Origin of the sequence: Streptomyces sp. W1SF4 (assembly GCF_003950035.1) — a bacterium.
Lineage (GTDB): Bacteria > Actinomycetota > Actinomycetes > Streptomycetales > Streptomycetaceae > Streptomyces > Streptomyces racemochromogenes.
Genome location: NZ_CP034350.1, coordinates 4,367,225 through 4,391,908, shown reverse-complemented (window position 1 = coordinate 4,391,908; position 24,684 = coordinate 4,367,225). Strand labels below are relative to the sequence as shown.

The window sequence follows — 24,684 nt, the reverse complement described above, 5'->3', positions numbered from 1 at the left end:
GGCGAGCCCGGACCCCGCTACGGGGTCCGGGCTCCGTCGTACGCCTCGCGGGCCCGCTGCACCTCGCCGGTGCGGCGTTCCGTCCAGCGGGCCAGGGCCCACACCTGCTCGGCGGCCTCGCGGCCCAGTTCCGTCAGGGAGTAGTCCACGTGCGGCGGGATCACCGGGTGCGCGTGGCGGAGCAGGAAGCCGTCGCGCTCCAGCGTCCGGAGGGTCTGGGCCAGCATCTTCTCGCTGACCCCGCCGACCTCGCGGCGCAGCTCGCTGAACCGGTACGGGCGCTCCACCAGGGCGGCGAGGACCAGTACGCCCCAGCGGCTGGTGACGTGCTCCAGGATCCCGCGCGACGGGCACATGGGGGCTTTGACGCTTACTTCCATGCCAGTACCTTACTTTGAAGTGGGTACTTACGAATAGTTAGCGCTCTCCATACGCTGGTGTCATCCCGCGAAGGACCGCGGCATCCCCCACCCCACGCACCAGGAGCGCATCATGAGCATCGTCGTCACCGGAGCCACCGGATCCCTCGGCCGCCTCGTCGTCGAGGAGCTGCTGCGCCGGGTCCCGGCCACCGAGCTGGCCGTGGTCGTCCGCAGCGCGGAGAAGGCCGCCGACCTCGCCGCGCGCGGCATCGACGTACGGATCGCCGACTACGACGACCCCGCCGCCCTCGCCGGCGCCTTCCGGGCCGGGGACCGGGTCCTGCTGATCTCCGGCAGCGAGGTCGGGCGGCGCGTCCCGCAGCACACCGCCGTGGTCAAGGCCGCCGCAGCCGCCGGGGTCGCCCAGCTGGCCTACACCGGCATCCTCGGCGGGCCCGAGGCCGACTTCGAGCTGGCCGCCGAGCACAAGGCCACCGAGCAGGCGATCCTCGACTCCGGGCTCCCCCACACCTTCCTGCGCAACGGCTGGTACCACGAGAACTACACCGCCCACCTGCCCGCCGTCCTGGAGCACGGCGCGGTCGTCGGCAGCGCGGGCGAGGGCCGGATCGCCTCGGCGGCGCGGGCCGACTACGCGGCGGCCGCCGCGGCGGTGCTGACCGGCGAGGGCCACCTGGGCAAGGTCTACGAGCTGTCCGGGGACACCGCCTGGAGCCTGGCCGAGTACGCCGACGAGGTGGCGCGGCAGTCCGGCCGCGAGGTCGCGTACGCCGCCGTCGAGCCCGAGGCGCACCTGACGGTGCTGACCGGCGCCGGGGTGCCCGCGCCCTTCGCGGAGATCCTCGTGGACGTGGACGCGGCGATCTCGCGCGGCCGGCTGGCGGGGACCAGCGGTGACCTGGCGCGCCTGATCGGGCGCCCGACGACGCCGGTGGCCCAGGCCATCGCCGCCGCCCTGGCCTGATTCCGGTCCTCCGGCCCCGCGATGTCATGAGTATCTCCCTGGAACGGGCATGACATCGGCGCCTCACGGCGATACCGTCGTGAGGTTGTGAGATTGGCCGGAAGTCGCACTGGAGGGCCCGTGAAGGCGGAGAACGAGCAGCGCACGGGTTTGCTCTACGGATTCGGCGCGTACGGGATGTGGGGGCTCGTCCCCCTCTTCTGGCCCCTGCTCAAGCCCTCCGGGGCGATCGAGATCCTCGCCCACCGCATGGTCTGGTCGCTGGCCGTGGTCGGCGTCGCGCTCCTCGCGCTGCGCCGCTGGAGCTGGATCGCCGAGATCGTCCGGCAGCCGCGCAAGCTCGGGCTGACGGCCCTGGCGGCGGCCGTGATCAGCGTGAACTGGGGCCTGTACATCTGGGCGGTCAACAACGGCCAGGTCGTCGAGGCCAGCCTCGGGTACTTCATCAACCCGCTGGTCACCATCGCCATCGGCGTCCTGGTGCTGGGCGAGCGGCTGCGCCGGGCCCAGTGGGCGGCGGTGGGGATCGGCTTCGCCGCCGTGCTGGTGCTGTCCGTCGGCTACGGGCGGCTGCCGTGGATCTCGCTCACGCTGGCCTTCTCCTTCGCCGCCTACGGGCTGATCAAGAAGAAGCTGGACATGGGCGGGCTGGAGTCGCTGGCCGCCGAGACGGCCCTGCAGTTCCTGCCCGCCCTGGGCTACCTGGTGTGGCTGGGGGTCCAGGGACGGTCCACCTTCGCCGCAGAAGGGCTCGGGCACTCGGCGCTGCTGGCCGCGACCGGGCTGGTGACCGCGATCCCGCTGGTCTGCTTCGGGGCGGCCGCGATCCGGGTGCCGCTGTCCACGCTGGGGCTGCTCCAGTACCTGGCGCCGGTGTTCCAGTTCGCGCTCGGGGTCGTCTACTTCCACGAGGCGATGCCGCCGGAGCGGTGGGCCGGCTTCTCCCTGGTCTGGGCCGCGCTGGTGCTGCTCACCTGGGACGCGCTGCGGACCGCGCGGCGCTCGCGGGCCCTGCTCGCCGAGGCCTCCGCCTCGGCGGCGGCCGGGGCCGCGTCCGCTTCCGCATCGGACGCCGGCACCGGTGCCGGCACCGCGGGGGCTCCGGCCGTGGCCGGTACGGACCCGGCGCCGAGCCGCGAACCCGCGTAACCGCACAGCGATACACCACACGGTCCCCGGTACGGAACACCCGTACCGGGGATCGTCCGTTTTCCGAACGACCCTGACCGGATTGTGGTCTTGACGGGCAGTCACACTCTCGCTGAACATCAGGCTCGCACTGACGCACCACGCTCACCTGCACGATTCCCGCACGTTCCGTCTCATCCCCAACGGATCATCCCCACGGAATCCCGGAGCCCCCACATGAGCCTGTCCGTCTCCCGGCGTCTTGCCGCCGCGACCGCCATCGCGGTCGCGGGGCTGCTGGCCGCCACCTCTCCCGCCGCGCTCGCGGCGCCCACGGCCGTCACCGCGGCGCCCACCCCGCCGGACATCCCGCTGGCCAACGTCAAGGCGCACCTGGCCCAGTTCCAGACCATCGCCACCAACAACGGCGGCAACCGCGCCCACGGCCGGGCCGGCTACAAGGCATCGATCGACTACGTGAAGGCCAAGCTGGACGCGGCGGGCTTCACCACCAGCCTGCAGACCTTCACCTCCAGCGGCGCGACCGGCTACAACCTGATAGCCGACTGGCCGGGCGGCGACCCGAACTCGGTCCTGATGTCCGGTTCCCACCTGGACTCGGTGACCTCGGGCCCGGGCATCAACGACAACGGCTCCGGCTCGGCGGCCGTCCTGGAGACCGCGCTCGCGGTGTCCCGCGCCAACCTCCAGCCGACCAAGCACCTGCGCTTCGGCTGGTGGGGCGCGGAGGAGCTGGGTCTGGTCGGTTCGAAGTACTACGTGAACAGCCTGCCGGCGGCCGAGAAGGCGAAGATCTCCGGCTACCTGAACTTCGACATGATCGGCTCGCCGAACCCGGGCTACTTCGTCTACGACGACGACCCGACGATCGAGCAGACCTTCAAGAACTACTACGCGGGCCTCGGCATCCCCACCGAGATCGAGACCGAGGGCGACGGCCGCTCCGACCACGCGCCGTTCAAGAACGCCGGGATCCCGGTCGGCGGCCTGTTCTCCGGCGCCGACTACACCAAGACGGCGGCCCAGGCCCAGAAGTGGGGCGGTACCTCCGGCCAGGCCTTCGACCGCTGCTACCACTCGTCCTGCGACACCACGGCGAACATCAACGACACCGCCCTGGACCGCAACGCCGACGCCATCGCCTACGCGGTCTGGAACCTCGGGGCGGCCACCCCGGTCCCGCCGGGCCCGTCCTTCGAGAACACGGCGGACGTGAACATCCCGGACTCCCCCGGTGCCGCGGTGACCTCGCCGATCACGGTCTCGGGCGTCACGGGCAACGCGCCGGCCACCACCAAGGTCGACGTGAACATCGTCCACACCTACCGCGGCGACCTGGTGATCGACCTGATCGCCCCGGACGGCACGGCGTACCGGCTGAAGAACTCCAGCTCGGACTCCGCCGACAACCTGGTCACCAGCTACACGGTGAACGCCTCCAGCGAGGTCGCCAACGGCGTCTGGAAGCTCCAGGTCAAGGACGTGGCCGCGCAGGACGTGGGCTACATCAACAGCTGGAAGATCACCTTCTGACCGCGAACGGGCCGTCCGCCTGAACCCAGGATGGTCTAGACCTCTAGGGCTCCGGCGTGATCTGATCGGATCATGCCGGAGCTGATCGCCGCCCTGTTCGCCCTGCTCGCGCAGGCCGCCGCCGCCGTCAACCCCGCACTCCTGGTGCGCGGACGGCGGCGGCGGCGCCGTCTCGCGGACCACGCCCGGGGCGTCGCCGTCCGCGTCCCCTGCGACCTGCGGGACCGCGCGCTCACCGGCGGCCGGTGGCGCGAGGGGCACCTGGAGCTGCCGCCGGGCGGCGCGGCCGGCCCCGTCCGCTGGTCCGCCAAGGGCGCTCCGGCGGCCCTGCCGGCCGGCTTCCCGCCCCTGGAGCCCGTCTCCGCCGACGAGCTCAGCGTCGCCTTCCGCTCCGGGGACGGTGCCACCGAGCTGCGGCTGCACCCCGACGAGGCCCCGATGGTGCTACGCGTCCTCCGCGCCGGGGCGTAGCGAGGCGGACAGGGGCTCCTGGATGCGGGCGCGCAGCTCCTGGGCGACCGCGGCCACGTCGGCGCGGCCCAGCTTCGCGGCTTCCACGAGGTCGCCGAGCTCCTCGGGCGAGGGCAGCTGCTTCGCGCCGGCCACCCGCAGGTACGAGCGGGTGGCGGCAGCCGCGTAGAACTCGTTCATCGGGGATTCCAGCGCGGGGCAGACGGCGAGCGTGTGCAGGAAGGCGGCGGCCCGCCAGGCGGTGTCGGGAGCGGGCTGCTCCGGGACCATGACCAGGTCGTTCTGGTGGCGGGCGACGGCGGCGGCCACCCCGGAGGGGTCCCACACGGCGGGGTCCGACGGCAGATGGTGGGCCAGCGCGGTCCAGGCCCACTCCATGGTGATCTTCAATTGCCGAACCGCTCCTGGAAGTAGCCCCAGTGGTCGGCGAACTCCTCTATGCCGCTGAGGAACCTCTTGCGGTCCTCGTCGAGTTCGCGTTCGGTGACCTCGGTGATGAGCGCGGTGACCGTCGTCCCCAGCGCCGCCGCGCGCGCCTTGAGGCGTTCATGGAACTCTTCGTCCAGGCGGATGGTGACGTGTCTCGACATGTCCATCACCGTACAGCGGGAGCGCTGTACACAGGAGGGGAACGGCGCAAGGGTGGCCCGGGACACAGGTCCCGGGCCACCCTTGCGCCGTGGTGGTGCCGTGGCGGCGTGGCCGCTACTTGGCGGAGTCGGCCGTCTTGACCAGCTGGTCCTTGGTGACCGCGCCGACGTAGACCTTGCCGTCGTCCGTGATCAGCGCGTTGACCAGGCGGGTGGAGAAGACGCGGCCCTCGCCGAACTTCCCGGTGACCTTGTCGCCGAGGGAGTTCAGGAACTGCTTGGCCTCCTTGGGGGCGTTCTTGTCGTTCTCCAGGTCCTTGAGGGAGGTGCCGGCCCGGCCGGCGCCGCTGTCGATGCGCGCCACCGCGGACCAGCCCTCGCCGAGGACCTTGACGTCGCCCTTGCCGCCCGCGCCGCCGGCCAGGTCGCCGAGGCCGGGGAAGGACTCCAGCGCCTTGAACGGCTTGCCGTCCTTGCCGCCCTTGCCGTCCTTGCCGTGCTCGGTGCCCTCGGTGACCTTGGCGCCCTTCGGCGGGGTGAAGGTGAAGGCGTCGGCGGCCGGCTTGGCGAAGTCCACCTGGGTGAAGCCCGCGTCGACGATCGGCTTGCCGCCCTGGCTGGACAGCAGCTGGATGCGCAGCGGCACGCCGTTCTTCGCGTCGACCGCGATCTGCACGGAGGCGACGGTGGAGCCGCTCTGCTTGGGCTTGAGGACCAGCTGGTAGGCGTCGCGGCCGGCGACCTGGGCGGTGTCGCCGACGCTGATGTCGGTGGTGGGGCCGGCGGACTTGAGGACCTCCTGCGCCAGCTCCTGCGGGGAGGCGGGGAGGCGCTCGGCGGTCTTCTTGTGGTCCTGGCCGGCGTTCTGGGCGTCCTTGTCGTGGAAGACCTCGTTGGACTTGGAGTCGTAGCCCCAGACGTCCTGGCCGTTGTGGACGAGGGTGTACTCGTCCTTGCCGTCGAGGAAGGTCAGCTTCTGGCGGTCGGGGCCGTCGGCCGCGACGCGGAAGGTGTGCGTGCCGTTCGCCAGCTGGGCGATCTTGTCCTCGGGGTTGGCGGAGCCGCCCGCGACCCCGCCGCCACCCAGCAGCCCGGAGGCGATCTTCGGCAGGCCGAGGTCGGTGGTGATCTTGGCGGTGCCGGAGAGCTGCTGCACGTCGGAGGCCGCGACCTTCTCGATCAGCTGCTGCGCCGTCACCTTGGGCAGGTCCGGGCCCCCGGCGTTTGCGAAGGCCGGGACCATCGCGACGGTTGCCGCCGCGACACCCGCCACGGCTACCGGTACGGCGTACCGGGCGGCCTTGCGCGAGGTCTTCGTGTTCGCTGCCATCTGAATGCCCTGCCCTCTGTGTATTCGGCGGCGGCCCCGTGGCGCCGCGCTCACCCGATCCGGTGGGGTTCGATGACTCCATCTGACCAAATCGGGGGGTCGGGGACGTCAGTCCCCGGAATCAACTCCGCGTACGACCGTGGGATGACACGGGAAGGGCCCCTACACCAGGACCCGTAGGGGTCGCAGGCGGAGGGGCCCGTTCCACAAGCGGTACGCGAAGGATCAGCCCGCGCGGTGGACCACCGCGTCGCACAGCTCTTCCAGCGCCGACTTCGCGAAGCACTCCGGCAGCGGGGCCAGCGTGGCGCGCGCGTCCTCCGCGTACTGGACGGTGTCGCGGCGGGCCTGCTCCAGCGCGGGGTGCACCCGCAGCCGGGCGAGGACCTCCGCGTGCCGGGCGTCGTCGGTGAGGTCCCCGTCCAGCAGGGCGACGAGCTCCAGGTCCTCGGGGCGCCGGTCCCGCTCGGCCATCTCGCGCAGCCGCAGCACGGGCAGGGTCGGGATGCCCTCGCGCAGGTCGGTGCCGGGGGTCTTGCCCGACTCGTGCGAGTCGGAGGCGATGTCGAGGACGTCGTCGGCGAGCTGGAAGGCGGTGCCGAGGCGCTCGCCGTACTGGGTCAGGATGTCGACGACGGACTCGTCGGCGCCGGACATCAGCGCGCCGAAGCGGCCGGACACGGCGATCAGCGAGCCGGTCTTGCCGGCGATGACGTCCAGGTAGTGGGCGACCGGGTCGCGGCCGTCGCGCGGACCGGCCGTCTCCAGGATCTGGCCCGTCACGAGCCGCTCGAAGGCCTCGGCCTGGACGCGCACGGCCTCCGGCCCGAGGTCCGCGAGGATGTGCGACGCACGGGCGAACAGGAAGTCACCCGTCAGGACCGCCACGGAGTTGCCCCAGCGGGTGTTGGCGCTCTCCACCCCGCGGCGCACGTCCGCCTCGTCCATGACGTCGTCGTGGTAGAGCGTGGCCAGGTGCGTGAGCTCCACGACCACCGCGGACGGCACGATGCCGGGCGCGTAGGGGTCACCGAAGCGGGAGGCCAGCATCACCAGCAGCGGCCTGAACCGCTTGCCCCCGGCGCGCACCAGATGCTGCGCGGCCTCGGTGATGAAGGGGACTTCGCTCTTGGTGGCCTCCAGCAGACCCGCCTCGACGGCGGCCAGTCCGGCCTGGACATCGGTCTCAAGAGCCTGGTCCCGCACGCTCAGTCCGAACGGCCCGACGACGGTCACGAGGGGTACTCCTGTCTGCTGACGATCACGCTGACGATCACCTGGATTGTCGATGTGTCGCTGCCATCACTCAAGCCAGCGTATCCGGTCTGTTTTCGATCACCGAGAGCGGCTGTCCGGTTGCCGCACACGCGCAGTCTGATCTGCACCGGTATGTTCGATGAGAGACGAAACAACCGGAGAATCCGTTTTGCCCAGAACTGCCACCGATAGCGACGAGCCCGCGGAGCCCGTGGCGGACCAGCCGCCGCCCTCCGACGACCAGGCCTGCCCCGAGCACCCCAGGGGCCTGGGCCCGCGGGCCGTCCTCGTCCTCTCCCTCGCGGACACGGCCCCGCGCGGCGGCCCCGGCCCGATCCGCGCCGGCACCGGCCCACGACGCGGGCATCACCCCCGCACTCGCCACCCTCATGGCGGGTATCGGCTGGTTGACGACGGCCCCGTGGTTCCTCTCCCCGGCCCTCGCCGACGGCATCCGGGGCCAGGTGGTCAGGGCGTACGGCCACGCGTCCCCCTGGCTGCGCCGCACCACGCATCCCGTCCACCGAGGGGCCGGTGAAGGAACCCGATGACCATCCGTACCGACTTCCCGTACGCCACCGCCCACGAGGACGTCCGGATCCCGATGCCCGACGGCGTGGAGCTGTACGCCCGCGTCTGGCGCCCGGTCACGGACGAGCCCGTGCCGGCCCTGCTGGAGTACCTCCCGTACCGGCTCACCGACGGGACCGCGCCCCGCGACCGCCAGCGCCACCCCTGGTACGCCGGGCACGGCTACGCCTCCGTGCGCGTGGACGTGCGCGGCCACGGCTGCAGCGGCGGCCGGCCCGGCGACGAGTACGACGCGCGGGAACTCGCCGACGGCGTCGCGGTGGTGGAGTGGCTGGCGGCCCGGCCGTGGTGCACCGGCGCGGTGGGGATGTTCGGGATCTCCTGGGGCGGCTCCAACAGCCTCCAGATCGCCGCCCTCGCGCCGCGGGCACTGAAGGCCGTCGTCACCGTCTGCTCCACGGACGACCGCTACGACAACGACGTCCACTACATGGGCGGGTCGGTCCTGGCCGCCGACACGCACGCCTGGGCCGCCACCATGCTGGCCTTCGCCTCCCGCCCGCCGGACCCCCGCTACGCCGGCGACGGCTGGCGGCAGATGTGGCTGGACCGGCTGGAGGGCGTCGAGCCGCTCGTCCACACCTGGCTCTCGCACCAGACCCGGGACGCCTACTGGCGCCACGGCAGCGTCTGTGAGGACTACGGGGCGATCCGCGCGGCCGTCCTCGCCGTCGGCGGCTGGCACGACCCCTACCGGGACACGGTGCTGCGGCTGGTCTCCCGCCTGCCCGCGTCCCGCGTGCGCGGCCTGATCGGCCCCTGGTCGCACCAGTACCCCGACCGGGGACTGCCCCCGGGGCCGGCGATCGGCTTCCTGCAGGAGACCCTGCGCTGGTGGGACCACTGGCTCAAGGGCGCCGACAACGGGGTGATGGACGAGCCCCTGCTGCGCGCGTGGATCAGCGGCGCGCACCGCCCGGCGACGACCTACGAGGAGCTCCCGGGCCGCTGGGCCGGCGAGAAGGCCTGGCCCTCCCCCACGGTCGTCCCCGTCTCGTACGGGCTCCAGGGCGCGCCCGTGACCGTCGCCTCGCCGCAGCACACCGGGCTGGACGCCGGGCGCTTCCTCCCCGTCGGCAACGACGCCGACCTGCCCCCGGACCAGCGGGAGGAGGACGCGAAGTCGGCCTGCTTCGAGTTCCCGGTGGCCGACGGCGAGCCCGTGGAGATCCTGGGCCGGCCCTCGGTCACCCTGCGGCTGCGGATGGACGTCCCGTACGGGCAGGTCGTGGCCCGGCTCTGCGACGTCGCCCCGGACGGGGCCTCGACCCTGGTCACGCGCGGGGCCCTGAACCTGTCGGCCCGCCACGGCCGGGAGCGGGCGGTGCCGTGGCGGAAGGGTGCGTACGAGGACGTCACCTTCGAGCTGGGCGGCATCGGCCACTCCTTCGCGCCGGGGCACCGGATCCGGCTCGCGCTGTCCTCCGCGTACTGGCCCTGGATCTGGCCCCGGGCCGGCTCGGAGGCCGGCTGGACCCTGGACCCCGAGGGCAGCACCCTGGAACTCCCCGTCCGCGGCTCGGCCTCCCCCCTCGACGCGGGGATCGCCTTCGAGCCGCCGGAGCAGGCCGAGCCGCTGGGGGTGGTGCACCCGGAGACGCTGGACGCGCCGCGTCCGCAACGGCTCGTCGTACGGGACGTCGCGCGCGGGGTGTGGCGGCTGGAGGTGGACCCCCGGTACGGGGGGACGCGGGTGTACCCGGACGGGCTGGAGTACGAGGAGGACGCGGCGGAGGTCTACGAGATCCAGCAGGCGGACCCCCTCTCCGCCCGCACCCGCTCCGAATGGCGGATCCGCCTGCACCGGCCGGAGGAGGGCTGGGACGCGCGGGTGGAGACCCGGTCGGAGATCTCCTGCGACGAGGGCGGCTTCCTGACGGTGAACGAGGTCGTCTGCCGCGAGGGCGACGAGGTCCTCTTCCACCGCACCTGGCAACGCCGCCTCCCCCGCGCGGCGGGCTGAGGCCCCTAGACCGGGAACAGCCGCTCCAGGACGGTCGCGATGCCGTCCGCCTCGTTCGAGAGGGTGACCTCGTCGGCGACGGCGACCAGTTCGCGGTGGGCGTTGGCCATGGCCACCCCGTGGGCGGCCCACACGAACATCGGGATGTCGTTCGGCATGTCGCCGAAGGCGATCGTCGACTCCGCCGCGACCTCCAGGAGCGACGCCGCCCGCGCGAGCCCCGTCGCCTTGTCGACGCCCGGCGGCTGGAGTTCCACCGTGTGCTCCCCCGCCATGGTGACGTTCACCAGGTCGCCGACCACCGACCGCGCCACCCGCGTCAGCTCGTCGTCGTCCAGCCGCGGGTGCTGGAGCAGCACCTTGTTGATCGGCGACGCCCACAGCTCGCCGCGCCCGCGGACCCGCACCATCGGCAGGTGCGGGTGCGGCATCCGGTAGCCGGGGCCCACCAGCATCTCGGCGTCCAGCCCCTCCTGGTTGACGGCCACGTACACCTCGCCGATCTCCGCCTCGATCTTCCCGAGCGCCACCTCGGCCAGCCCCCGGTCCATCGCGACGGAGTGCAGCAGGACCCCGCGCGCCGCGTCGTACACCTGCGCGCCCTGCCCGCACACCGCGAGCCCGGAGTAACCAAGGTCATCCAGGACGTGCCGGATCTGTGGGACGGGGCGCCCGGTGACGACGATGTGCCGGGCGCCGGCGGCGCGCGCCGTCGCGAGCGCCGCGCACGAGCGGTCGGAGACGGTGTCACCGGCGCGCAGCAGAGTCCCGTCCAGGTCGGTGGCGATCAAGGCATAGGGGAGGGCGGAAGTCACCCGGCCAAGGATACGGACCCCCTTGGACAAGTCCTATGAATAGCGCCCTAATCCGGCCTCCCACAGACCCCACCAGCCACGTAACGTGTCAGCCAGCCGCCGGGACACCCCCGGACCCCCTCGAAAGCGAGGCAGCACCCCATGCCCCAGCAGAGCCCCCTCGATGTCCCCGAGGGCGACCCGTTCGGGCCGCACAACCTCCCCTACGGCGTCTTCAGCACGCCGGCGGAGCCGGAGCGCCGCCGGGTCGGCGTACGCATCGGCGGGTACGTGCTCGACGCGGGGGCCGTGGCCGTCGCGCTCGGGTCCCCGTACGCCGGGGTGCTCGCCCAGGGTTCGCTGAACCCGCTGCTGGCCGCCGGCCGCACCGCCTGGCGCGACGTGCGCCGTGCGCTGACCGCCTGGGTCACCGACCCCGGTCACCGCGGGACGGTCGAGCCGCACCTCCTCCCCCTCGACGAGGTCACGCTGCACCTGCCGTACGAGGTCGCCGACTACGTCGACTTCTACGCGAGCGAGCACCACGCCACCAACGTCGGACGGATCTTCCGCCCGGACGGGGACGCGCTCACCCCCAACTGGAAGCACCTGCCCATCGGTTACCACGGCCGGTCGGGGACGATCGTGGTGTCCGGCACGGACGTAGTGCGCCCCTCCGGGCAGCGCAAGGCGCCCACCGACCCCGCGCCGGTCTTCGGGCCGTCCGTGAAGCTCGACATCGAGGCCGAGGTCGGCTTCGTCGTCGGCGCCCCCTCGCAGATGGGCCGCCCGGTCGCGCTCGGCGACTTCGAGGAGCACGTCTTCGGGCTGTTCCTGCTCAACGACTGGTCCGCGCGCGACATCCAGGCCTGGGAGTACGTGCCGCTCGGCCCCTTCCTCGGCAAGTCCTTCGCGACGTCCGTCTCCGCCTGGGTGACCCCCCTGGAGGCGCTGGACGCGGCCCGCGTCGCCCCGCCCGCCCGGGACTTCCCGCTGCTGCCCTACCTGGACGACTCCGAGGTCGACCGCCCCGGCGGCTTCGACCTGCGCATCACGGTGTCCATCAACGGGCAGGAGGTGGCCCGGCCGCCGTTCGCCTCGATGTACTGGACCGCCGCCCAGCAGCTGGCCCACATGACCGTCAACGGGGCCTCGCTGCGCACCGGTGACGTGTTCGGCTCCGGCACGGTCAGCGGCCCGGAGGTCGACGAGCGCGGCTCCCTGCTGGAGCTCACCTGGAACGGCCGTGACGCCGTCGAGCTCGCCGACGGCAAGCGCACGTTCCTGGAGGACGGCGACACCGTCACCCTCACCGCGTGGGCGCCCGGCGCCGACGGCACCCGCGTCGGCCTCGGCGAGGTCACCGGTCGCATCACCGCCGCCTGACGGCAGGACAGGGGGGCCGCGGACGCGCCGGCCCCCCCTACTCCGCCCGCCCCGCCCGGGTGGCGGGGCTCCGGGGCCGAGGTGACCCTGCTCGCATGGCCCCTCGTACCGCAAAGCTCGCACCCCTGGCCCTCGCGGCCACCGCCTCCCTCACGCTCGGCGCGGCCCCCGCCACCCCGACGGCCACGCCCACCGCGCAGCTCACGGCGACCTTCATGGCGACCGCGAAGTACCGCGACCACCGGCTGGGCGTCGCCGCCGGCTACGTCCCCGACCAGTACTGCGTGGTCAACCCCGGTGAAGGCGGGGGTGCCCTCGGCTACCCGCACTTCAACCACGCCTACGACGGCTCCACCGACCCCAGGAAGCCCACGGCCCTGCTCTACGAGGGCGACGGCGCGGGGCACTGGAAGCTGGCCGGCCTCGAATGGATGGTCGTGGACCGCGACGGCCGCACGGACACCGACGACGACCGCCCCTCCCTGTTCGGGCAGCCCTTCCGCGGCCCGCTGCCCGCCCGGTACGCGGGCCAGAAGGTGCACTACTCGCTGCACCTGTGGCTGTGGAAGCGGAACCCTTCCGGGCGGTTCGAGCCGTTCAACCCGAAGGTCGTCTGCCGTCCCGGCACCACCCGCCCGCGCCCCACCGCACCCGCCGTACCCGCCGCTCCCCCGGCCGCCGCCCGTTCCTGACCCCCCTCCTGACCCCCCGTTTGGCATCCCGCCGCGTGCACGCCCGCGGCCCCGCCGCGAAGGTGGACGAACGAAAGCCCCTCCGGGACAGGCCCCGAACCACCAGGAGCTCCCATGTCCGTCCACCGCAGCCCTAAGGCCCTGCTCGCCTGTGCCGTCGCCGGCGCGTCCCTGGTCCTGGCCGCCCTGCCCCCGGCGGCGCAGGCGGTCGACGGCCCCGCCCCCGACCCCCGCAACGCGAAGGCGATGCGCGACATGGCCACGGCGATGGCGGCGACCGCCCGGTACGTGGACGAGCGGGAGGCCCTCAAGGACGGCTACGTCCCGCACGGCCAGGAGTGCATGACCAACCCGTTCGGGGTGGGCACCATGGGCTACCACTACGTCAAGGAGTCCAACTGGGGTTCGACCGACCCCGCCAGACCCACCGCGCTCCTCTACAGCACCCACAAGGACAGCAAGGGCCGGCGCAAGCTCCAGACGGTGGAGTGGATGTCCGCCGACCGGGACCAGGACCTGAAGACCACCGACGACCGGCCCACCATGTTCGGGCTGCCGTTCGACGGCCCGATGCCCGGCCACTGGGCGGGCATGCCCAAGCACTACGACCTCCACATGTGGGGGTACGCCGACAACCCGGCGGGCCGCTTCCACAACTGGAACCCCGCGCTGAAGTGCCCCCCGACGAAGACCCCGGCCCACACGCACGGCCACTAGCCCGCACGGCGAAGGGCCCGGCCCCCCGAGGGGGCCGGGCCCTTCCGTCCGCGGAGCCGGGACCGGATCAGCGCACGAAGGTGCTGGCCTGTCCCGCCAGGTCCAGGAAGTACTGCGGGGCCAGACCGAGGACCAGGGTGACGGCCACGCCCACCGCGATGGTGGTCATCGTCAGCGGCGACGGCACGGCCACCGTCGGGCCGTCGGCCTTCGGCTCGCTGAAGAACATCAGCACGATGACCCGGATGTAGAAGAACGCGGCGATCGCCGACGAGATCACACCCACGACGACCAGCGCCCCGGCGCCGCCCTCCGCCGCCGCCTTGAACACCGCGAACTTCCCGGCGAAGCCGGAGGTCAGCGGGATGCCCGCGAAGGCCAGCAGGAACACCGCGAAGACGGCCGCGGTCAGCGGCGAACGCCGCCCCAGACCGGCCCACTTCGACAGGTGCGTCGCCTCGCCGCCCGCGTCCCGCACCAGGGTGACCACCGCGAACGCGCCGATCGTCACGAAGGAGTAGGCGCCCAGGTAGAAGAGGACGGACTTCACGCCCTCCTGCGAGGTGGCGATCACACCGGCCAGGATGAACCCGGCGTGCGCGATGGACGAGTACGCGAGCAGCCGCTTCACGTCGGTCTGGGTCACCGCGATCACCGCGCCCGCGAGCATCGTGACGATCGCGACGCCCCACATCACCGGCCGCCAGTCCCACCGCAGGCCGGGCAGCACCACGTACAGCAGCCGCAGCAGCGCGCCGAACGCGGCCACCTTGGTCGCCGCCGCCATGAAGCCGGTGACGGGGGTCGGGGCGCCCTGGTAGACGTCCGGGGTCCACATGTGGAAGGGGACCGCGCCGACCTTGAACAGCAGGCCCATCAGGATCAGCGCGCCGCCGATGAGCAGCAGCGCGTCGTTGCCCATGGTGGCGGCGAGCGCCGGGTCGATCCGGGCGACGGTGCCGTCGACGACGTCGGCGATCACGGCGTAGGAGACCGAGCCCGCGTAGCCGTAGAGCAGGGCGATGCCGAAGAGGAGGAAGGCCGAGGAGAAGGCGCCGAGCAGGAAGTACTTGACCGCGGCCTCCTGCGACATCAGCCGCTGGCGGCGGGCGAGGGCGCAGAGCAGGTACAGCGGGAGGGAGAAGACCTCCAGCGCGATGAACAGCGTCAGCAGGTCGTCGGCGGCCGGGAAGATCAGCATGCCGGAGACCGCGAACAGGGCCAGCGGGAACACCTCGGTGGTGGTGAAGCCGGCCTTGACGGCGGCCTTCTCGCTGTCGCTGCCCGGTACCGAGGCGGCCTGGGCGGCGAAGGAGTCCACCCGCTTGCCGTGCGCCTGCGGGTCGAGGCGGCGCTCGGCGAAGGTGAGCACCGCCACGACGGAGGCCAGCAGGATGGTGCCCTGGAGGAAGAGCGCCGGGCCGTCGACGGCGATGGCGCCCATGGCCGCGACGTGCGCCTTGGTGCCGGCGTAGCCGCCGGCGGCGAGGGCGACGACCGCCGCGAAGGCGGCGGCCAGCGCGGCGACGGCGAGGAACACCTGGACGGCGTAGCGGGACTTGCGGGGGACGAAGGCCTCGACGAGGACTCCGAGGACGGCCGCGCCCACCACGATCAGCGTGGGCGCGAGCTGTGCGTACTCGATGTGCGGGGCCGGGATCCGGTCGGCCGGTCCTTCGGCCGCCAGGGTCAGCAGGCTCTGGGCAGCGATCACTTGGCCGCCTCCACGTTCTGGACGGAGACCTCGGGCTTCGGGTCCGTCTGCTTCACGTCCGACATGGTGTGCTCCACCGCCGGGTTGACGATGTCGGTGAGCACCTTCGGGTAGACGCCCAGTCCGATCAGCAGCGCGATCAGCGGGGCGACCACCAGCAGTTCCCGCGCGCGCAGGTCCGGCATGGCGCGGACCTCCTCCTTCACGGGGCCGGTCATGGTGCGCTGGTAGAGCACCAGCGTGTACAGCGCGGCGAGGACGATCCCGACGGTGGCGATGATCCCGACGACCGGGTAGCGGGCGAAGGTGCCGACGAGGACGAGGAACTCGCTGACGAAGGGGGCGAGGCCGGGCAGGGACAGGGTGGCGAGGCCGCCGATGAGGAAGGTGCCGGCGAGGACCGGGGCCACCTTCTGCACGCCGCCGTAGTCGGCGATGAGCCGGGAGCCGCGCCGGGAGATCAGGAATCCGGCGACGAGCATCAGCGCCGCCGTGGAGATCCCGTGGTTGACCATGTAGAGGGTGGCTCCGGACTGGCCCTGGGAGGTCATCGCGAAGATGCCCAGGACGATGAAGCCGAAGTGCGAGATGGAGGCGTAGGCGATCAGCCTCTTGATGTCGCGCTGGCCGACGGCGAGCAGCGCGCCGTAGACGATGCTGATCAGGGCCAGGACGAGGATGACCGGGGTGGCCCACTTGCTGGCCTCGGGGAAGAGCCCGAGGCAGAAGCGGAGCATGGCGAAGGTGCCGACCTTGTCGACGATCGCGGTGATGAGCACGGCGACGGGCGCGGTGGACTCGCCCATCGCGTTGGGCAGCCAGGTGTGCAGCGGCCAGAGCGGGGCCTTCACGGCGAAGGCGAAGAAGAAGCCGAGGAAGAGCAGCCGCTCGGTGTTGGTCGCCATGTCGAGGGTGCCCGCGGCGCGGGCCGCGGTGATCTCCTGGAGGGAGAAGTTCCCGGCGACGACGTACAGCCCGATGACGGCGGCCAGCATGATGAGGCCGCCGACGAGGTTGTAGAGGAGGAACTTGACCGCCGCGTACGAGCGCTGCGCGGTGGCGTTCTCGTCGGTGCCTGCGTGGGCGCGGTCTCCGAAGCCGCCGATGAGGAAGTACATCGGGATGAGCATGGCTTCGAAGAAGACGTAGAAGAGGAAGACGTCGGTGGCCTCGAAGGAGATCACCACCATCGCCTCGACCAGCAGGATCAGGGCGAAGAAGCCCTGGGTGGGCCGCCAGCGGGAAGAGTTCGTCTCCAGCGGGTCGGCGTCGTGCCAGCCGGCGACGATGACGAAGGGGATCAGCAGCGCGGTGAGGGCGATCAGGGCCACCCCGATGCCGTCGACGCCCAGTTCGTAGCGGACGCCGAAGTCGGCGATCCAGGCGTGGGACTCGGTGAGCTGGTAGCGGTCGCCGCCGGGGTCGAAGCGGACCGCGACCAGGACGGCCAGGGCCAGCGTCGCGAGGGAGAACAGCAGGGCGAGCCATTTGGCGACGGTCCGGCGGGCGGCCGGGACGGCCGCCGTGAGGATCGCGCCGGCCGCGGGGACCGCGGCCGTCAGCGTCAGAAGCGGGAAACTCATCTCACACCGCCCTCATCAGCAGGGTCGCGGCGATCAGGATCGCCGTGCCCCCGAACATCGACACCGCGTAGCTGCGGGCGTAGCCGTTCTGCAGCCTGCGCAGCCGGCCGGAGAGCCCGCCGACCGAGGCGGCCGTGCCGTTGACCACTCCGTCGACGACGCTGTGGTCGAGGTAGACGAGGGAGCGGGTCAGGTGCTCGCCGCCGCGGACGAGGACCACGTGGTTGAAGTCGTCCTGGTACAGGTCCCGGCGGGCCGCGCGGGTGAGGAACGAGCCGCGGGGGGCGACGACGGGGACGGGCCGGCGGCCGTACATCGACCAGGCGATGGCGACGCCGACGACGAGGACGACCATGGTGGAGGCGGTGACGGCCATGGCGCTGACCGGCGAGTGGCCGTGCTCGTAGCCGGTGACGGGCTCCAGCCAGTTCAGGAAGCGCTCGCCGATCTCGAAGAACCCGCCGGCGAAGACGGAGCCGAACGCCAGGACGATCATCGGGATGGTCATGGACTTCGGGGACTCGTGCGGGTGCGGCATCCGGCCGGCCTGGTGCTCGGCGGCCGGTTCGGCGCTCGGCGCCTGGTCGGCGTCGGGGGCGGGCTGCCAGCGCTTCTCTCCGAAGAAGGTGAGGAGCATGACCCGGGTCATGTAGAAGGCGGTGATGCCGGCGCCCAGCAGGGCGACCCCGCCGAGGATCCAGCCCTGGGTGCCGCCCTTGGCGAAGGCCGCCTCGATGATCATGTCCTTGGAGAAGAAGCCGGACAGGCCGGGGAAGCCGATGATCGCGAGGTAACCGAGGCCGAAGGTGACGAAGGTGACCGGCATGTACGTGCGCAGGGCGCCGTACTTGCGCATGTCGACCTCGTCGTTCATGCCGTGCATGACCGATCCGGCGCCGAGGAAGAGGCCGGCCTTGAAGAAGCCGTGCGTGACCAGGTGCATGATCGCGAAGACGTAGCCGATCGGGCCGAGCCCGGCGGCCAGGATCATGTATCCGATCTGCGACATCGTCGAGCCGGCGAGGGCCTTCTTGATGTCGTCCTTGGCGCAACCGACGATCGCACCGAACAGGAGCGTGACCGCGCCGACGACCGTGGTGACGAGCTGGGCGTCGGGCGCCCCGTTGAAGATCGCCCCGGAGCGGACGATCAGGTAGACGCCGGCGGTGACCATGGTGGCGGCGTGGATCAGGGCCGAGACCGGGGTCGGGCCCTCCATCGCGTCACCGAGCCAGGACTGCAGCGGCACCTGCGCCGACTTGCCGCAGGCGGCGAGCAGCAGCATCAGGCCGATCGCCGTCAGCGTGCCCTCGCCCGTCTCGCCGACGGAGGCCAGCACCGGCCCGAAGGCGAAGGTCCCGAAGGTGGTGAACATCAGCATGATCGCGATCGACAGGCCGATGTCGCCGACCCGGTTGACCAGGAAGGCCTTCTTAGCGGCGGTGGCCGCGCTGGGCTTGTGCTGCCAGAAGCCGATCAGGAGGTACGAGGCGAGGCCGACGCCCTCCCAGCCGAAGTACAGCAGCAGGTAGTTGTCGGCGAGGACGAGCAGCAGCATCGCCGCGACGAACAGGTTGAGGTAGCCGAAGAAGCGGCGGCGGCGCTCGTCGTGCTCCATGTACCCGATCGAGTACACGTGGATGAGCGTGCCCACCCCGGAGATCAGCAGGACGAAGGTCATCGACAGCTGGTCCAGCTGGAAGGCGATGTCCGCCTGGAAGCCCTCCACGGGCACCCAGCTGAACAGCCGCTGGTGCAGGGCCCGGTCCTCGGCCCCGCGGCCCAGCATGTCCGCGAAGAGGACGACGCCGATGCCGAAGGAGACGGCCGCGAGCAGGGTGCCGATCCAGTGGCCGGCCTTGTCGAGGCGCCGGCCGCCGCACAGCAGCACCGCCGCTCCGAGCAGGGGCGCCGCCACGAGCAGCGCAATCAGATTCTCCACTGTGAACGCCCCTTACAGCTTCATCAGGCTGGCGTCGTCGACCGAGGCCGAGTGGCGGGTACGGAACAGCGACACGATGATCGCGAGGCCCACCACGACCTCTGCGGCGGCCACGACCATCGTGAAGAACGCGATGATCTGGCCGTCGAGGTTGCCGTGCATCCGGGAGAAGGTCACGAAGGCCAGGTTGCAGGCGTTGAGCATCAGCTCCACGCACATGAACAGGACGATCGCGTTCTTCCGGATGAGCACGCCGGCCGCGCCGATGGTGAACAGCAGGGCAGCCAGGTACAGGTAGTTGACCGGATTCACTTCGAGGCCTCCTCTCGGCCGAGGCGCTCCGCAGAGGCCTGCTCCAGCGCCTTGAGGTCCTCCAGGGCCTGGCCGGACACGTCGCGGATCTGGCCGCGGGCGCGCAGCGTCTTGCTGACGGTCAGCTCGGACGGGGTGCCGTCCGGGAGCAGGCCGGCGACGTCCACGGCGTTGTGCCGGGCGTAGACGCCGGGGGCCGGCAGCGGCGGGAGCTGCACGCCCTCGCGTACGCGCTTCTCGGCGAGCTCGCGCTGCGTGGCGGCCCGCTCGGTGCGCTCGCGGTGGGTGAGCACCATCGCGCCGACGGCCGCCGTGATCAGCAGGGCGCCGGTGATCTCGAAGGCGAAGATGTAGCGGGTGAAGATCAGTTCGGCGAGGCCCTCGACGTGCCCGGCGGAGTTGACCTTGCCGAGTCCGTTGAAGTGGGTGAGGCCCGCGTTGCCGATGCCGGCGACCAGCAGGATGCCGAAGCCGAGCCCGCACAGGGAGGCCAGCCAGCGCTGCCCCTTGATGGTCTCCTTCAGCGAGTCCGCCGCCGTGACGCCGACGAGCATGACCACGAAGAGGAACAGCATCATGATGGCGCCGGTGTAGACGACGACCTGGACCACGCCCAGGAAGTACGCCCCGTTGGCGAGGTAGAAGACGGCCAGGATGATCATCGTCCCGGCGAGGCACAGGGCACTGTGCACGGCCTTCTTCATCAGGATCGTGCACAGCGCGCCGATGACGGCGACCGTGCCCAGCACCCAGAACTGCACGGCCTCGCCGGTGGAGGTCGCGGAGGCGGCCGCGGCGATGGCGCTCATGCCCCGACCTCCTCGGTCTTGCCGGCCTCCGCCGCCGAGCCCTCGGCCGTCTCGCCCTTGGAGAGGGCCACCTGCCGGACCGTGCCCGGGGCCGCGCCCGTCACCAGACCGCGGTAGTAGTCCTGCTCGTCCGTGCCCGGGAAGACCGAGTGCGGGGCCTCGACCATGCCCTCGGTCAGCCCGGCGAGGAGCTGCTCCTTGGTGTAGATCAGGGACTCGCGGCTGGAGTCGGCCAGTTCGAACTCGTTCGTCATCGTCAGCGCGCGGGTCGGGCACGCCTCGATGCACAGCCCGCACAGGATGCAGCGGGCGTAGTTGATCTGGTAGACCCGCCCGTACCGCTCGCCCGGGGAGTAGCGCTCCTCCTCGGTGTTGTCCGCGCCCTCCACGTAGATCGCGTCGGCGGGACAGGCCCAGGCGCACAGCTCGCACCCGATGCACTTCTCCAGACCGTCGGGGTGGCGGTTGAGCTGGTGCCTCCCGTGGAAGCGCGGAGCGGTGGTCTTCTGCTGCTCCGGGTACTGCTCGGTGAGCCGCTTCTTGAACATGGCCTTGAAGGTCACGCCGAAGCCGGCCACCGGGTTCTGCCACTTCTCGCTCTCCGCGTCAGGCATGGTCAGCACCCTCCTCTCGGTCACTGTCAGTATTCGTCCCGCCACTGACAATCAGCTCCCGCTCTCCGCGGGGACGTCGGCGCGGTACGGGTGCCAGGTGCTGGCCGGGCTTGGGCGGTACGGGGAAACCGCCCGCCATCGGGTCGAAGGGCTCGGCCGCGGCGGCCTTCCCGGCCGCGGCCGCGGCCGTCTTCTCCCGCCGGTCCCTGAAGTGGTCCGCGACGGAGGAGATCAGCAGGATCGCGATGACCGCGCCCCCGACGTAGAGGACGATCTCGCTGAAGTCGTAGCGCTCGTTGCGCAGCGCCCGGACGGTGGCGACCAGCATCAGCCAGACCACGGAGACCGGGATCAGCACCTTCCAGCCGAGCTTCATCAGCTGGTCGTAGCGCACGCGCGGGAGGGTGCCGCGCAGCCAGATGAAGAAGAACAGCAGCAGCTGCACCTTGACGACGAACCAGAGCATCGGCCACCAGCCGTGGTTCGCGCCCTCCCAGTACGTGGAGATAGGCGCCGGGGCCCGCCAGCCGCCCAGGAACAGGGTGACCGAGACCGCCGAGACGGTGACCATGTTGACGTACTCGGCCAGCATGAACAGCGCGAACTTGATGGAGGAGTACTCGGTGTTGAAGCCGCCGACGAGGTCGCCCTCGGACTCCGGCATGTCGAAGGGGGCGCGGTTCGTCTCGCCGACCATCGTGACGACGTAGATGATGAAGGACACCGGCAGCAGCACGATGTACCAGCGGTCCGCCTGCGCCTCCACGATCGCCGAGGTCGACATCGACCCGGAGTAGAGGAACACCGACGCGAACGCGGCGCCCATCGCGATCTCGTACGAGATCATCTGCGCGCAGGACCGCAGGCCGCCGAGCAGCGGGTACGTGGAGCCCGAGGACCAGCCGGCGAGGACGATGCCGTAGATGCCGACCGAGGCGACCGCGAGGACGTACAGCATCGCGATCGGCAGGTCGGTCAGCTGCATCGTGGTGCGCTGCCCGAAGATGGACACCTCGTTGCCCGAGGGGCCGAAGGGGATCACCGCGATGGCCATGAACGCCGGGATCGCCGCGATGATCGGCGCCAGGATGTAGACGACCTTGTCGGCGCGCTTGACGACGAGGTCCTCCTTCAGCATCAGCTTCACGCCGTCGGCGAGCGACTGGAGCATGCCCCAGGGGCCGTGCCGGTTGGGGCCGATGCGCAGCTGCATCCAGGCGACGACCTTGCGCTCCCACACGATGGAGAAGAGCACCGTCACCATCAGGAAGGCGAAGCAGAACACCGCCTTGAGCAGGACGAGCCACCAGACGTCCCTGCCGAACAGGGTCAGGTCCTCGGCGGCCAGGAGGTGCTGCGGCTGTGCCGCGAGCTGGGCGAGGTGGGTCACGGTCGTACCTCCGCTCCGGCCGCGGGGCCGGTCCCGGCCGGGCCGATCCGTACGAGGGTTCCGGGGCGGGCGCCGGTGTCGGCGAGGACGCCGGAGCCGGTGGAGTTCAGCGGGAGCCACACGACCCGGTCGGGCATCTCGGTGATCCGCAGCGGGAGTTCCACCGTGCCGGCCGGTCCGGTGACGGCGAGGGCGTCACCGTCCTTGACGCCGGTCTCGGCGGCGGTGGCGGCGGAGAGCCGGGCACTGGCCTCGTGCCGGGTCCCGGCGAGGGCGTCGTCGCCCTCCTGGAGCCGGCCGAGGTCCAGCAGCAGCCGGTGGCCGGCCAGGACCGCCTCGCCGGCGCCGGGGCGGGGCAGCGGCTCGGGGGCGGTGGACCGCTCGGGGGCGAGCTCCCCCTCCCAGGGGCCGAGCCGCTCCAGTTCCCGCCGTACGGCGTGCACGTCGGGCAGGGCGAGGGGCCGGTCGGCGGCGTCGGCCAGCATGTGCAGGACGCGGGCGTCGGCGGGGGCCAGGCGGCGGGTCATCTGGTCGGGCTTGAGGGCCGCCTCGAACGGGCGGACCCGGCCCTCCCAGTTGATGAACGTGCCGGCCTTCTCGGCGACGGCGGCGACCGGCAGCACCACGTCGGCGTGGTCGGTGACCTCGCCGGGCCGCAGCTCCAGGGAGACCACGAAGGCCTCCTTCAGCGCGGTGCGGGCGCGCTCCGGGTCGGGCAGGTCGGTGACCTCGACGCCCGCGACCAGCAGGGCCGACAGCTCCCGGGTGGCGGCGGCCTCGACGATCTGCCCCGTGTCGCGGCCGTAGCGGTGCGGGAGTTCCTCCAGCCCCCAGGCGGCGGCGACCTCCTGGCGGGCCCGGGGGTCGGTCGCGGGGCGGCCGCCCGGCAGCAGGGACGGCAGCGCGCCGGCCTCGACGGCGGCCCGCTCCCCGGCCCGGCGCGGGATCCACACCAGCCGGGCGCCGGTGGCGGTGGCGGTGCGCACGGCGGCGGTCAGCGCGCCGGGCACGCCGGCGAGGCGCTCCCCGACGACGATGACCGCGCCGGGCTCGCGGACCGCCTCGGCGGCCTCGGAGCCGCCGGCCTCCAGGCCGGTGCGGGTGGCGAGGGCGTCGAGCCACTCGGGCTCGGTACCGGGGGCGGCGGCCAGCAGGGTGCCGCCCGCCTTGGTGAGGCCGCGGGTGGCGAAGGGGGCGAGGGCGAAGGTCCGCTGCTTGTGCTTGCGGTGGGCCTTGCGCAGCCGCAGGAAGACCCCGGGGGCCTCCTCCTCCGCCTCGATGCCGACGAGGAGCACGGTGGGGGCCGCCTCCAGGGAGGCGTACGTGACGCCCGTGCCGTCGAGGTCCTTGCCGGTGCCGGCGACGGCGGCGGCCAGGAACTCGGTCTCCTCCGCGCTGTGCACCCGGGCCCGGAAGTCGATGTCGTTGGTGTCGAGCACGACCCGGGCGAACTTGGCGTACGCGTACGCGTCCTCGACGGTCAGCCGGCCGCCGGTCAGGACGCCGGCCCGGCCGCGGGCGGCGGTGAGCCCGGCGGCCGCGGCCTCCAGCGCCTCGGGCCAGCTCGCCGGGGCCAGGACCCCGTCCGCGCCGCGCACCAGCGGGGTGGTCAGCCGGTCGGGGCGCTGCGCGTACCGGAACGCGAAGCGGCCCTTGTCGCAGATCCACTCCTCGTTGACCTCGGGGTCCTCGGCGGCCAGGCGGCGCAGCACCTTGCCGCGCCGGTGGTCGGTGCGGGTCGCGCAGCCGCCCGCGCAGTGCTCGCACACGCTCGGGGAGGAGACGAGGTCGAAGGGGCGGGATCGGAACCGGTAGGCGGCCGAGGTGAGGGCGCCGACGGGACAGATCTGGATGGTGTTGCCGGAGAAGTACGACTCGAACGGGTCGCCCTCGCCGGTGCCGACCTGCTGGAGCGCGCCGCGCTCGACGAGCTCGATCATCGGGTCGCCGGCGACCTGGTTGGAGAAGCGGGTGCAGCGCGCGCACAGCACGCACCGCTCGCGGTCCAGGAGCACCTGGGTGGAGATCGGGACCGGCTTCTCGTAGGTCCGCTTCCTGCCCTCGAAGCGGGATTCGGCGTTGCCGTGGGACATCGCCTGGTTCTGCAGGGGGCATTCGCCGCCCTTGTCGCAGACGGGGCAGTCCAGCGGGTGGTTGATGAGCAGCAGCTCCATCACCCCGCGCTGGGCCTTGTCGGCGGCCTGCGAGGTCAGCTGGGTCTTGACGACCATGCCGTCGGTGCAGGTGATGGTGCAGGAGGCCATCGGCTTGCGCTGGCCCTCCACCTCGACGATGCACTGCCGGCAGGCGCCGGCCGGGTCGAGGAGGGGGTGGTCGCAGAACCGGGGGATCTCGATGCCGAGCTGCTCGGCGGCGCGGATGACCAGGGTTCCCTTGGGCACGGACAGTTCGATGCCGTCGATGGTCAGCGAAACGGTGTTCTCCGGCGGAGGGGCCGGCTCTCCGGCGGAAGGGCCGGCGGACGTGGTGACGGTCATGC

Annotated in this window: 22 protein-coding genes; 8 read left to right on the top strand and 14 right to left on the bottom strand. The window is 72.0% G+C overall.

What is annotated here, in order from left to right:
- Positions 1-17: 17 nt before the first annotated feature.
- Positions 18-380, bottom strand: a complete 363-nt coding sequence (locus tag D1J60_RS20550; protein ID WP_125595302.1) for a helix-turn-helix domain-containing protein — start codon at positions 378-380, stop codon at positions 18-20.
- Positions 381-492: 112 nt separating this feature from the next.
- Here D1J60_RS20550 and D1J60_RS20545 point away from each other — a divergent pair, with 112 nt between their 5' ends.
- The 4 genes from D1J60_RS20545 to D1J60_RS20530 all read left to right on the top strand — a co-directional run bounded on the left by D1J60_RS20545 (position 493) and on the right by D1J60_RS20530 (position 4,500).
- Entirely contained in the window at positions 493-1,347 is an 855-nt protein-coding gene (locus tag D1J60_RS20545) for an NAD(P)H-binding protein (protein ID WP_125595303.1), read from the top strand.
- A 120-nt stretch (positions 1,348-1,467) separates the two neighbouring features.
- Positions 1,468-2,496, top strand: a complete 1,029-nt coding sequence (gene rarD, locus D1J60_RS20540) for an EamA family transporter RarD (protein ID WP_125595304.1) — start codon at positions 1,468-1,470, stop codon at positions 2,494-2,496.
- Positions 2,497-2,712: 216 nt separating this feature from the next.
- Complete coding sequence (locus tag D1J60_RS20535; protein ID WP_125595305.1) at positions 2,713-4,029, top strand: M28 family metallopeptidase; 1,317 nt, start codon at positions 2,713-2,715, stop codon at positions 4,027-4,029.
- 72 nt (positions 4,030-4,101) lie between these two features.
- Entirely contained in the window at positions 4,102-4,500 is a 399-nt protein-coding gene (locus D1J60_RS20530) for a hypothetical protein (RefSeq protein ID WP_125822092.1), read from the top strand.
- Here the strand turns inward: D1J60_RS20530 and D1J60_RS20525 are convergent.
- The 4 genes from D1J60_RS20525 to D1J60_RS20510 form a co-directional block, all read right to left on the bottom strand.
- Positions 4,474-4,890, bottom strand: coding sequence for a hypothetical protein (locus tag D1J60_RS20525; RefSeq protein WP_241253341.1), 417 nt, complete (start codon positions 4,888-4,890; stop codon positions 4,474-4,476). The genes D1J60_RS20530 and D1J60_RS20525 overlap by 27 nt on opposite strands.
- Positions 4,887-5,090 (bottom strand): hypothetical protein, encoded by a 204-nt coding sequence (locus tag D1J60_RS20520; RefSeq protein WP_241253340.1) that lies wholly within the window; start codon positions 5,088-5,090, stop codon positions 4,887-4,889. The genes D1J60_RS20525 and D1J60_RS20520 overlap by 4 nt, the downstream gene beginning before the upstream one ends.
- A gap of 115 nt (positions 5,091-5,205) precedes the next feature.
- The gene (locus D1J60_RS20515) at positions 5,206-6,420 is read right to left on the bottom strand and encodes a sigma-E factor regulatory protein RseB domain-containing protein (protein WP_125822090.1); all 1,215 of its coding nucleotides are present in this window, start codon (positions 6,418-6,420) and stop codon (positions 5,206-5,208) included.
- A gap of 225 nt (positions 6,421-6,645) precedes the next feature.
- Positions 6,646-7,656, bottom strand: a complete 1,011-nt coding sequence (locus D1J60_RS20510; RefSeq protein ID WP_125595309.1) for a polyprenyl synthetase family protein — start codon at positions 7,654-7,656, stop codon at positions 6,646-6,648.
- 568 nt (positions 7,657-8,224) lie between these two features.
- Here D1J60_RS20510 and D1J60_RS20505 point away from each other — a divergent pair.
- Complete coding sequence (locus tag D1J60_RS20505; RefSeq protein ID WP_125822089.1) at positions 8,225-10,231, top strand: CocE/NonD family hydrolase; 2,007 nt, start codon at positions 8,225-8,227, stop codon at positions 10,229-10,231.
- Between the two features lie 5 nt (positions 10,232-10,236).
- On the opposite strand, the gene D1J60_RS20500 is transcribed toward D1J60_RS20505, so the two are convergent.
- On the bottom strand, positions 10,237-11,046 hold the full coding sequence (locus D1J60_RS20500; protein WP_125822088.1) for an HAD family hydrolase: 810 nt from the start codon (positions 11,044-11,046) through the stop codon (positions 10,237-10,239).
- A gap of 141 nt (positions 11,047-11,187) precedes the next feature.
- Between D1J60_RS20500 and fahA the strand changes: the two genes are divergently transcribed.
- The 3 genes from fahA (at position 11,188) to D1J60_RS20485 (ending at position 13,820) form a co-directional block, all read left to right on the top strand.
- Complete coding sequence (gene fahA / locus D1J60_RS20495; RefSeq protein ID WP_125595312.1) at positions 11,188-12,411, top strand: fumarylacetoacetase; 1,224 nt, start codon at positions 11,188-11,190, stop codon at positions 12,409-12,411.
- Positions 12,412-12,506: 95 nt separating this feature from the next.
- A complete protein-coding gene (locus tag D1J60_RS20490; RefSeq protein WP_241253339.1) occupies positions 12,507-13,103 on the top strand; it encodes a hypothetical protein in 597 nt (198 codons plus the stop codon).
- 114 nt (positions 13,104-13,217) lie between these two features.
- Positions 13,218-13,820 (top strand): hypothetical protein, encoded by a 603-nt coding sequence (locus D1J60_RS20485; RefSeq protein WP_164720932.1) that lies wholly within the window; start codon positions 13,218-13,220, stop codon positions 13,818-13,820.
- Between the two features lie 67 nt (positions 13,821-13,887).
- Here D1J60_RS20485 and nuoN read toward each other — a convergent pair whose 3' ends face one another.
- From nuoN to D1J60_RS20445, 8 genes are read right to left on the bottom strand one after another with little or no spacing between them, the layout of a single operon-like run.
- Positions 13,888-15,507, bottom strand: coding sequence for an NADH-quinone oxidoreductase subunit NuoN (nuoN, locus tag D1J60_RS20480; protein WP_185899358.1), 1,620 nt, complete (start codon positions 15,505-15,507; stop codon positions 13,888-13,890).
- A 23-nt stretch (positions 15,508-15,530) separates the two neighbouring features.
- Positions 15,531-17,117 carry an NADH-quinone oxidoreductase subunit M gene (locus tag D1J60_RS20475; protein ID WP_125822087.1) on the bottom strand — a complete coding sequence of 529 codons (1,587 nt, stop codon included), beginning with the start codon at positions 17,115-17,117 and terminating at the stop codon, positions 15,531-15,533.
- 1 nt (position 17,118) lies between these two features.
- Complete coding sequence (gene nuoL, locus D1J60_RS20470) at positions 17,119-19,059, bottom strand: NADH-quinone oxidoreductase subunit L (protein WP_125822086.1); 1,941 nt, start codon at positions 19,057-19,059, stop codon at positions 17,119-17,121.
- A 12-nt stretch (positions 19,060-19,071) separates the two neighbouring features.
- Positions 19,072-19,371, bottom strand: a complete 300-nt coding sequence (gene nuoK / locus D1J60_RS20465) for an NADH-quinone oxidoreductase subunit NuoK (RefSeq protein WP_007265827.1) — start codon at positions 19,369-19,371, stop codon at positions 19,072-19,074.
- Positions 19,368-20,180, bottom strand: coding sequence for an NADH-quinone oxidoreductase subunit J (locus D1J60_RS20460; protein WP_125822085.1), 813 nt, complete (start codon positions 20,178-20,180; stop codon positions 19,368-19,370). Before D1J60_RS20460 ends, nuoK begins: the two co-directional genes overlap by 4 nt.
- Complete coding sequence (nuoI, locus tag D1J60_RS20455) at positions 20,177-20,794, bottom strand: NADH-quinone oxidoreductase subunit NuoI (RefSeq protein ID WP_125822084.1); 618 nt, start codon at positions 20,792-20,794, stop codon at positions 20,177-20,179. Before nuoI ends, D1J60_RS20460 begins: the two co-directional genes overlap by 4 nt.
- The gene (gene nuoH / locus D1J60_RS20450; protein WP_125822083.1) at positions 20,787-22,184 is read right to left on the bottom strand and encodes an NADH-quinone oxidoreductase subunit NuoH; all 1,398 of its coding nucleotides are present in this window, start codon (positions 22,182-22,184) and stop codon (positions 20,787-20,789) included. Before nuoH ends, nuoI begins: the two co-directional genes overlap by 8 nt.
- A complete protein-coding gene (locus D1J60_RS20445) occupies positions 22,181-24,682 on the bottom strand; it encodes an NADH-quinone oxidoreductase subunit G (protein ID WP_125822082.1) in 2,502 nt (833 codons plus the stop codon). The genes nuoH and D1J60_RS20445 overlap by 4 nt, the downstream gene beginning before the upstream one ends.
- Positions 24,683-24,684: the final 2 nt, after the last annotated feature.

Coding starts and splice junctions, on each gene's coding strand:
- D1J60_RS20550 (WP_125595302.1), bottom strand. CDS start 380: ATGGAAGTAAGCGTCAAAGCCCCCATGTGCCCGTCGCGCGGGATCCTG.
- D1J60_RS20545 (WP_125595303.1), top strand. CDS start 493: ATGAGCATCGTCGTCACCGGAGCCACCGGATCCCTCGGCCGCCTCGTC.
- D1J60_RS20535 (WP_125595305.1), top strand. CDS start 2,713: ATGAGCCTGTCCGTCTCCCGGCGTCTTGCCGCCGCGACCGCCATCGCG.
- D1J60_RS20530 (WP_125822092.1), top strand. CDS start 4,102: ATGCCGGAGCTGATCGCCGCCCTGTTCGCCCTGCTCGCGCAGGCCGCC.
- D1J60_RS20520 (WP_241253340.1), bottom strand. CDS start 5,090: ATGTCGAGACACGTCACCATCCGCCTGGACGAAGAGTTCCATGAACGC.
- D1J60_RS20515 (WP_125822090.1), bottom strand. CDS start 6,420: ATGGCAGCGAACACGAAGACCTCGCGCAAGGCCGCCCGGTACGCCGTA.
- D1J60_RS20505 (WP_125822089.1), top strand. CDS start 8,225: ATGACCATCCGTACCGACTTCCCGTACGCCACCGCCCACGAGGACGTC.
- fahA (WP_125595312.1), top strand. CDS start 11,188: ATGCCCCAGCAGAGCCCCCTCGATGTCCCCGAGGGCGACCCGTTCGGG.
- D1J60_RS20490 (WP_241253339.1), top strand. CDS start 12,507: ATGGCCCCTCGTACCGCAAAGCTCGCACCCCTGGCCCTCGCGGCCACC.
- D1J60_RS20485 (WP_164720932.1), top strand. CDS start 13,218: ATGTCCGTCCACCGCAGCCCTAAGGCCCTGCTCGCCTGTGCCGTCGCC.
- D1J60_RS20475 (WP_125822087.1), bottom strand. CDS start 17,117: ATGAGTTTCCCGCTTCTGACGCTGACGGCCGCGGTCCCCGCGGCCGGC.
- D1J60_RS20460 (WP_125822085.1), bottom strand. CDS start 20,180: ATGAGCGCCATCGCCGCGGCCGCCTCCGCGACCTCCACCGGCGAGGCC.
- nuoI (WP_125822084.1), bottom strand. CDS start 20,794: ATGCCTGACGCGGAGAGCGAGAAGTGGCAGAACCCGGTGGCCGGCTTC.
- D1J60_RS20445 (WP_125822082.1), bottom strand. CDS start 24,682: ATGACCGTCACCACGTCCGCCGGCCCTTCCGCCGGAGAGCCGGCCCCT.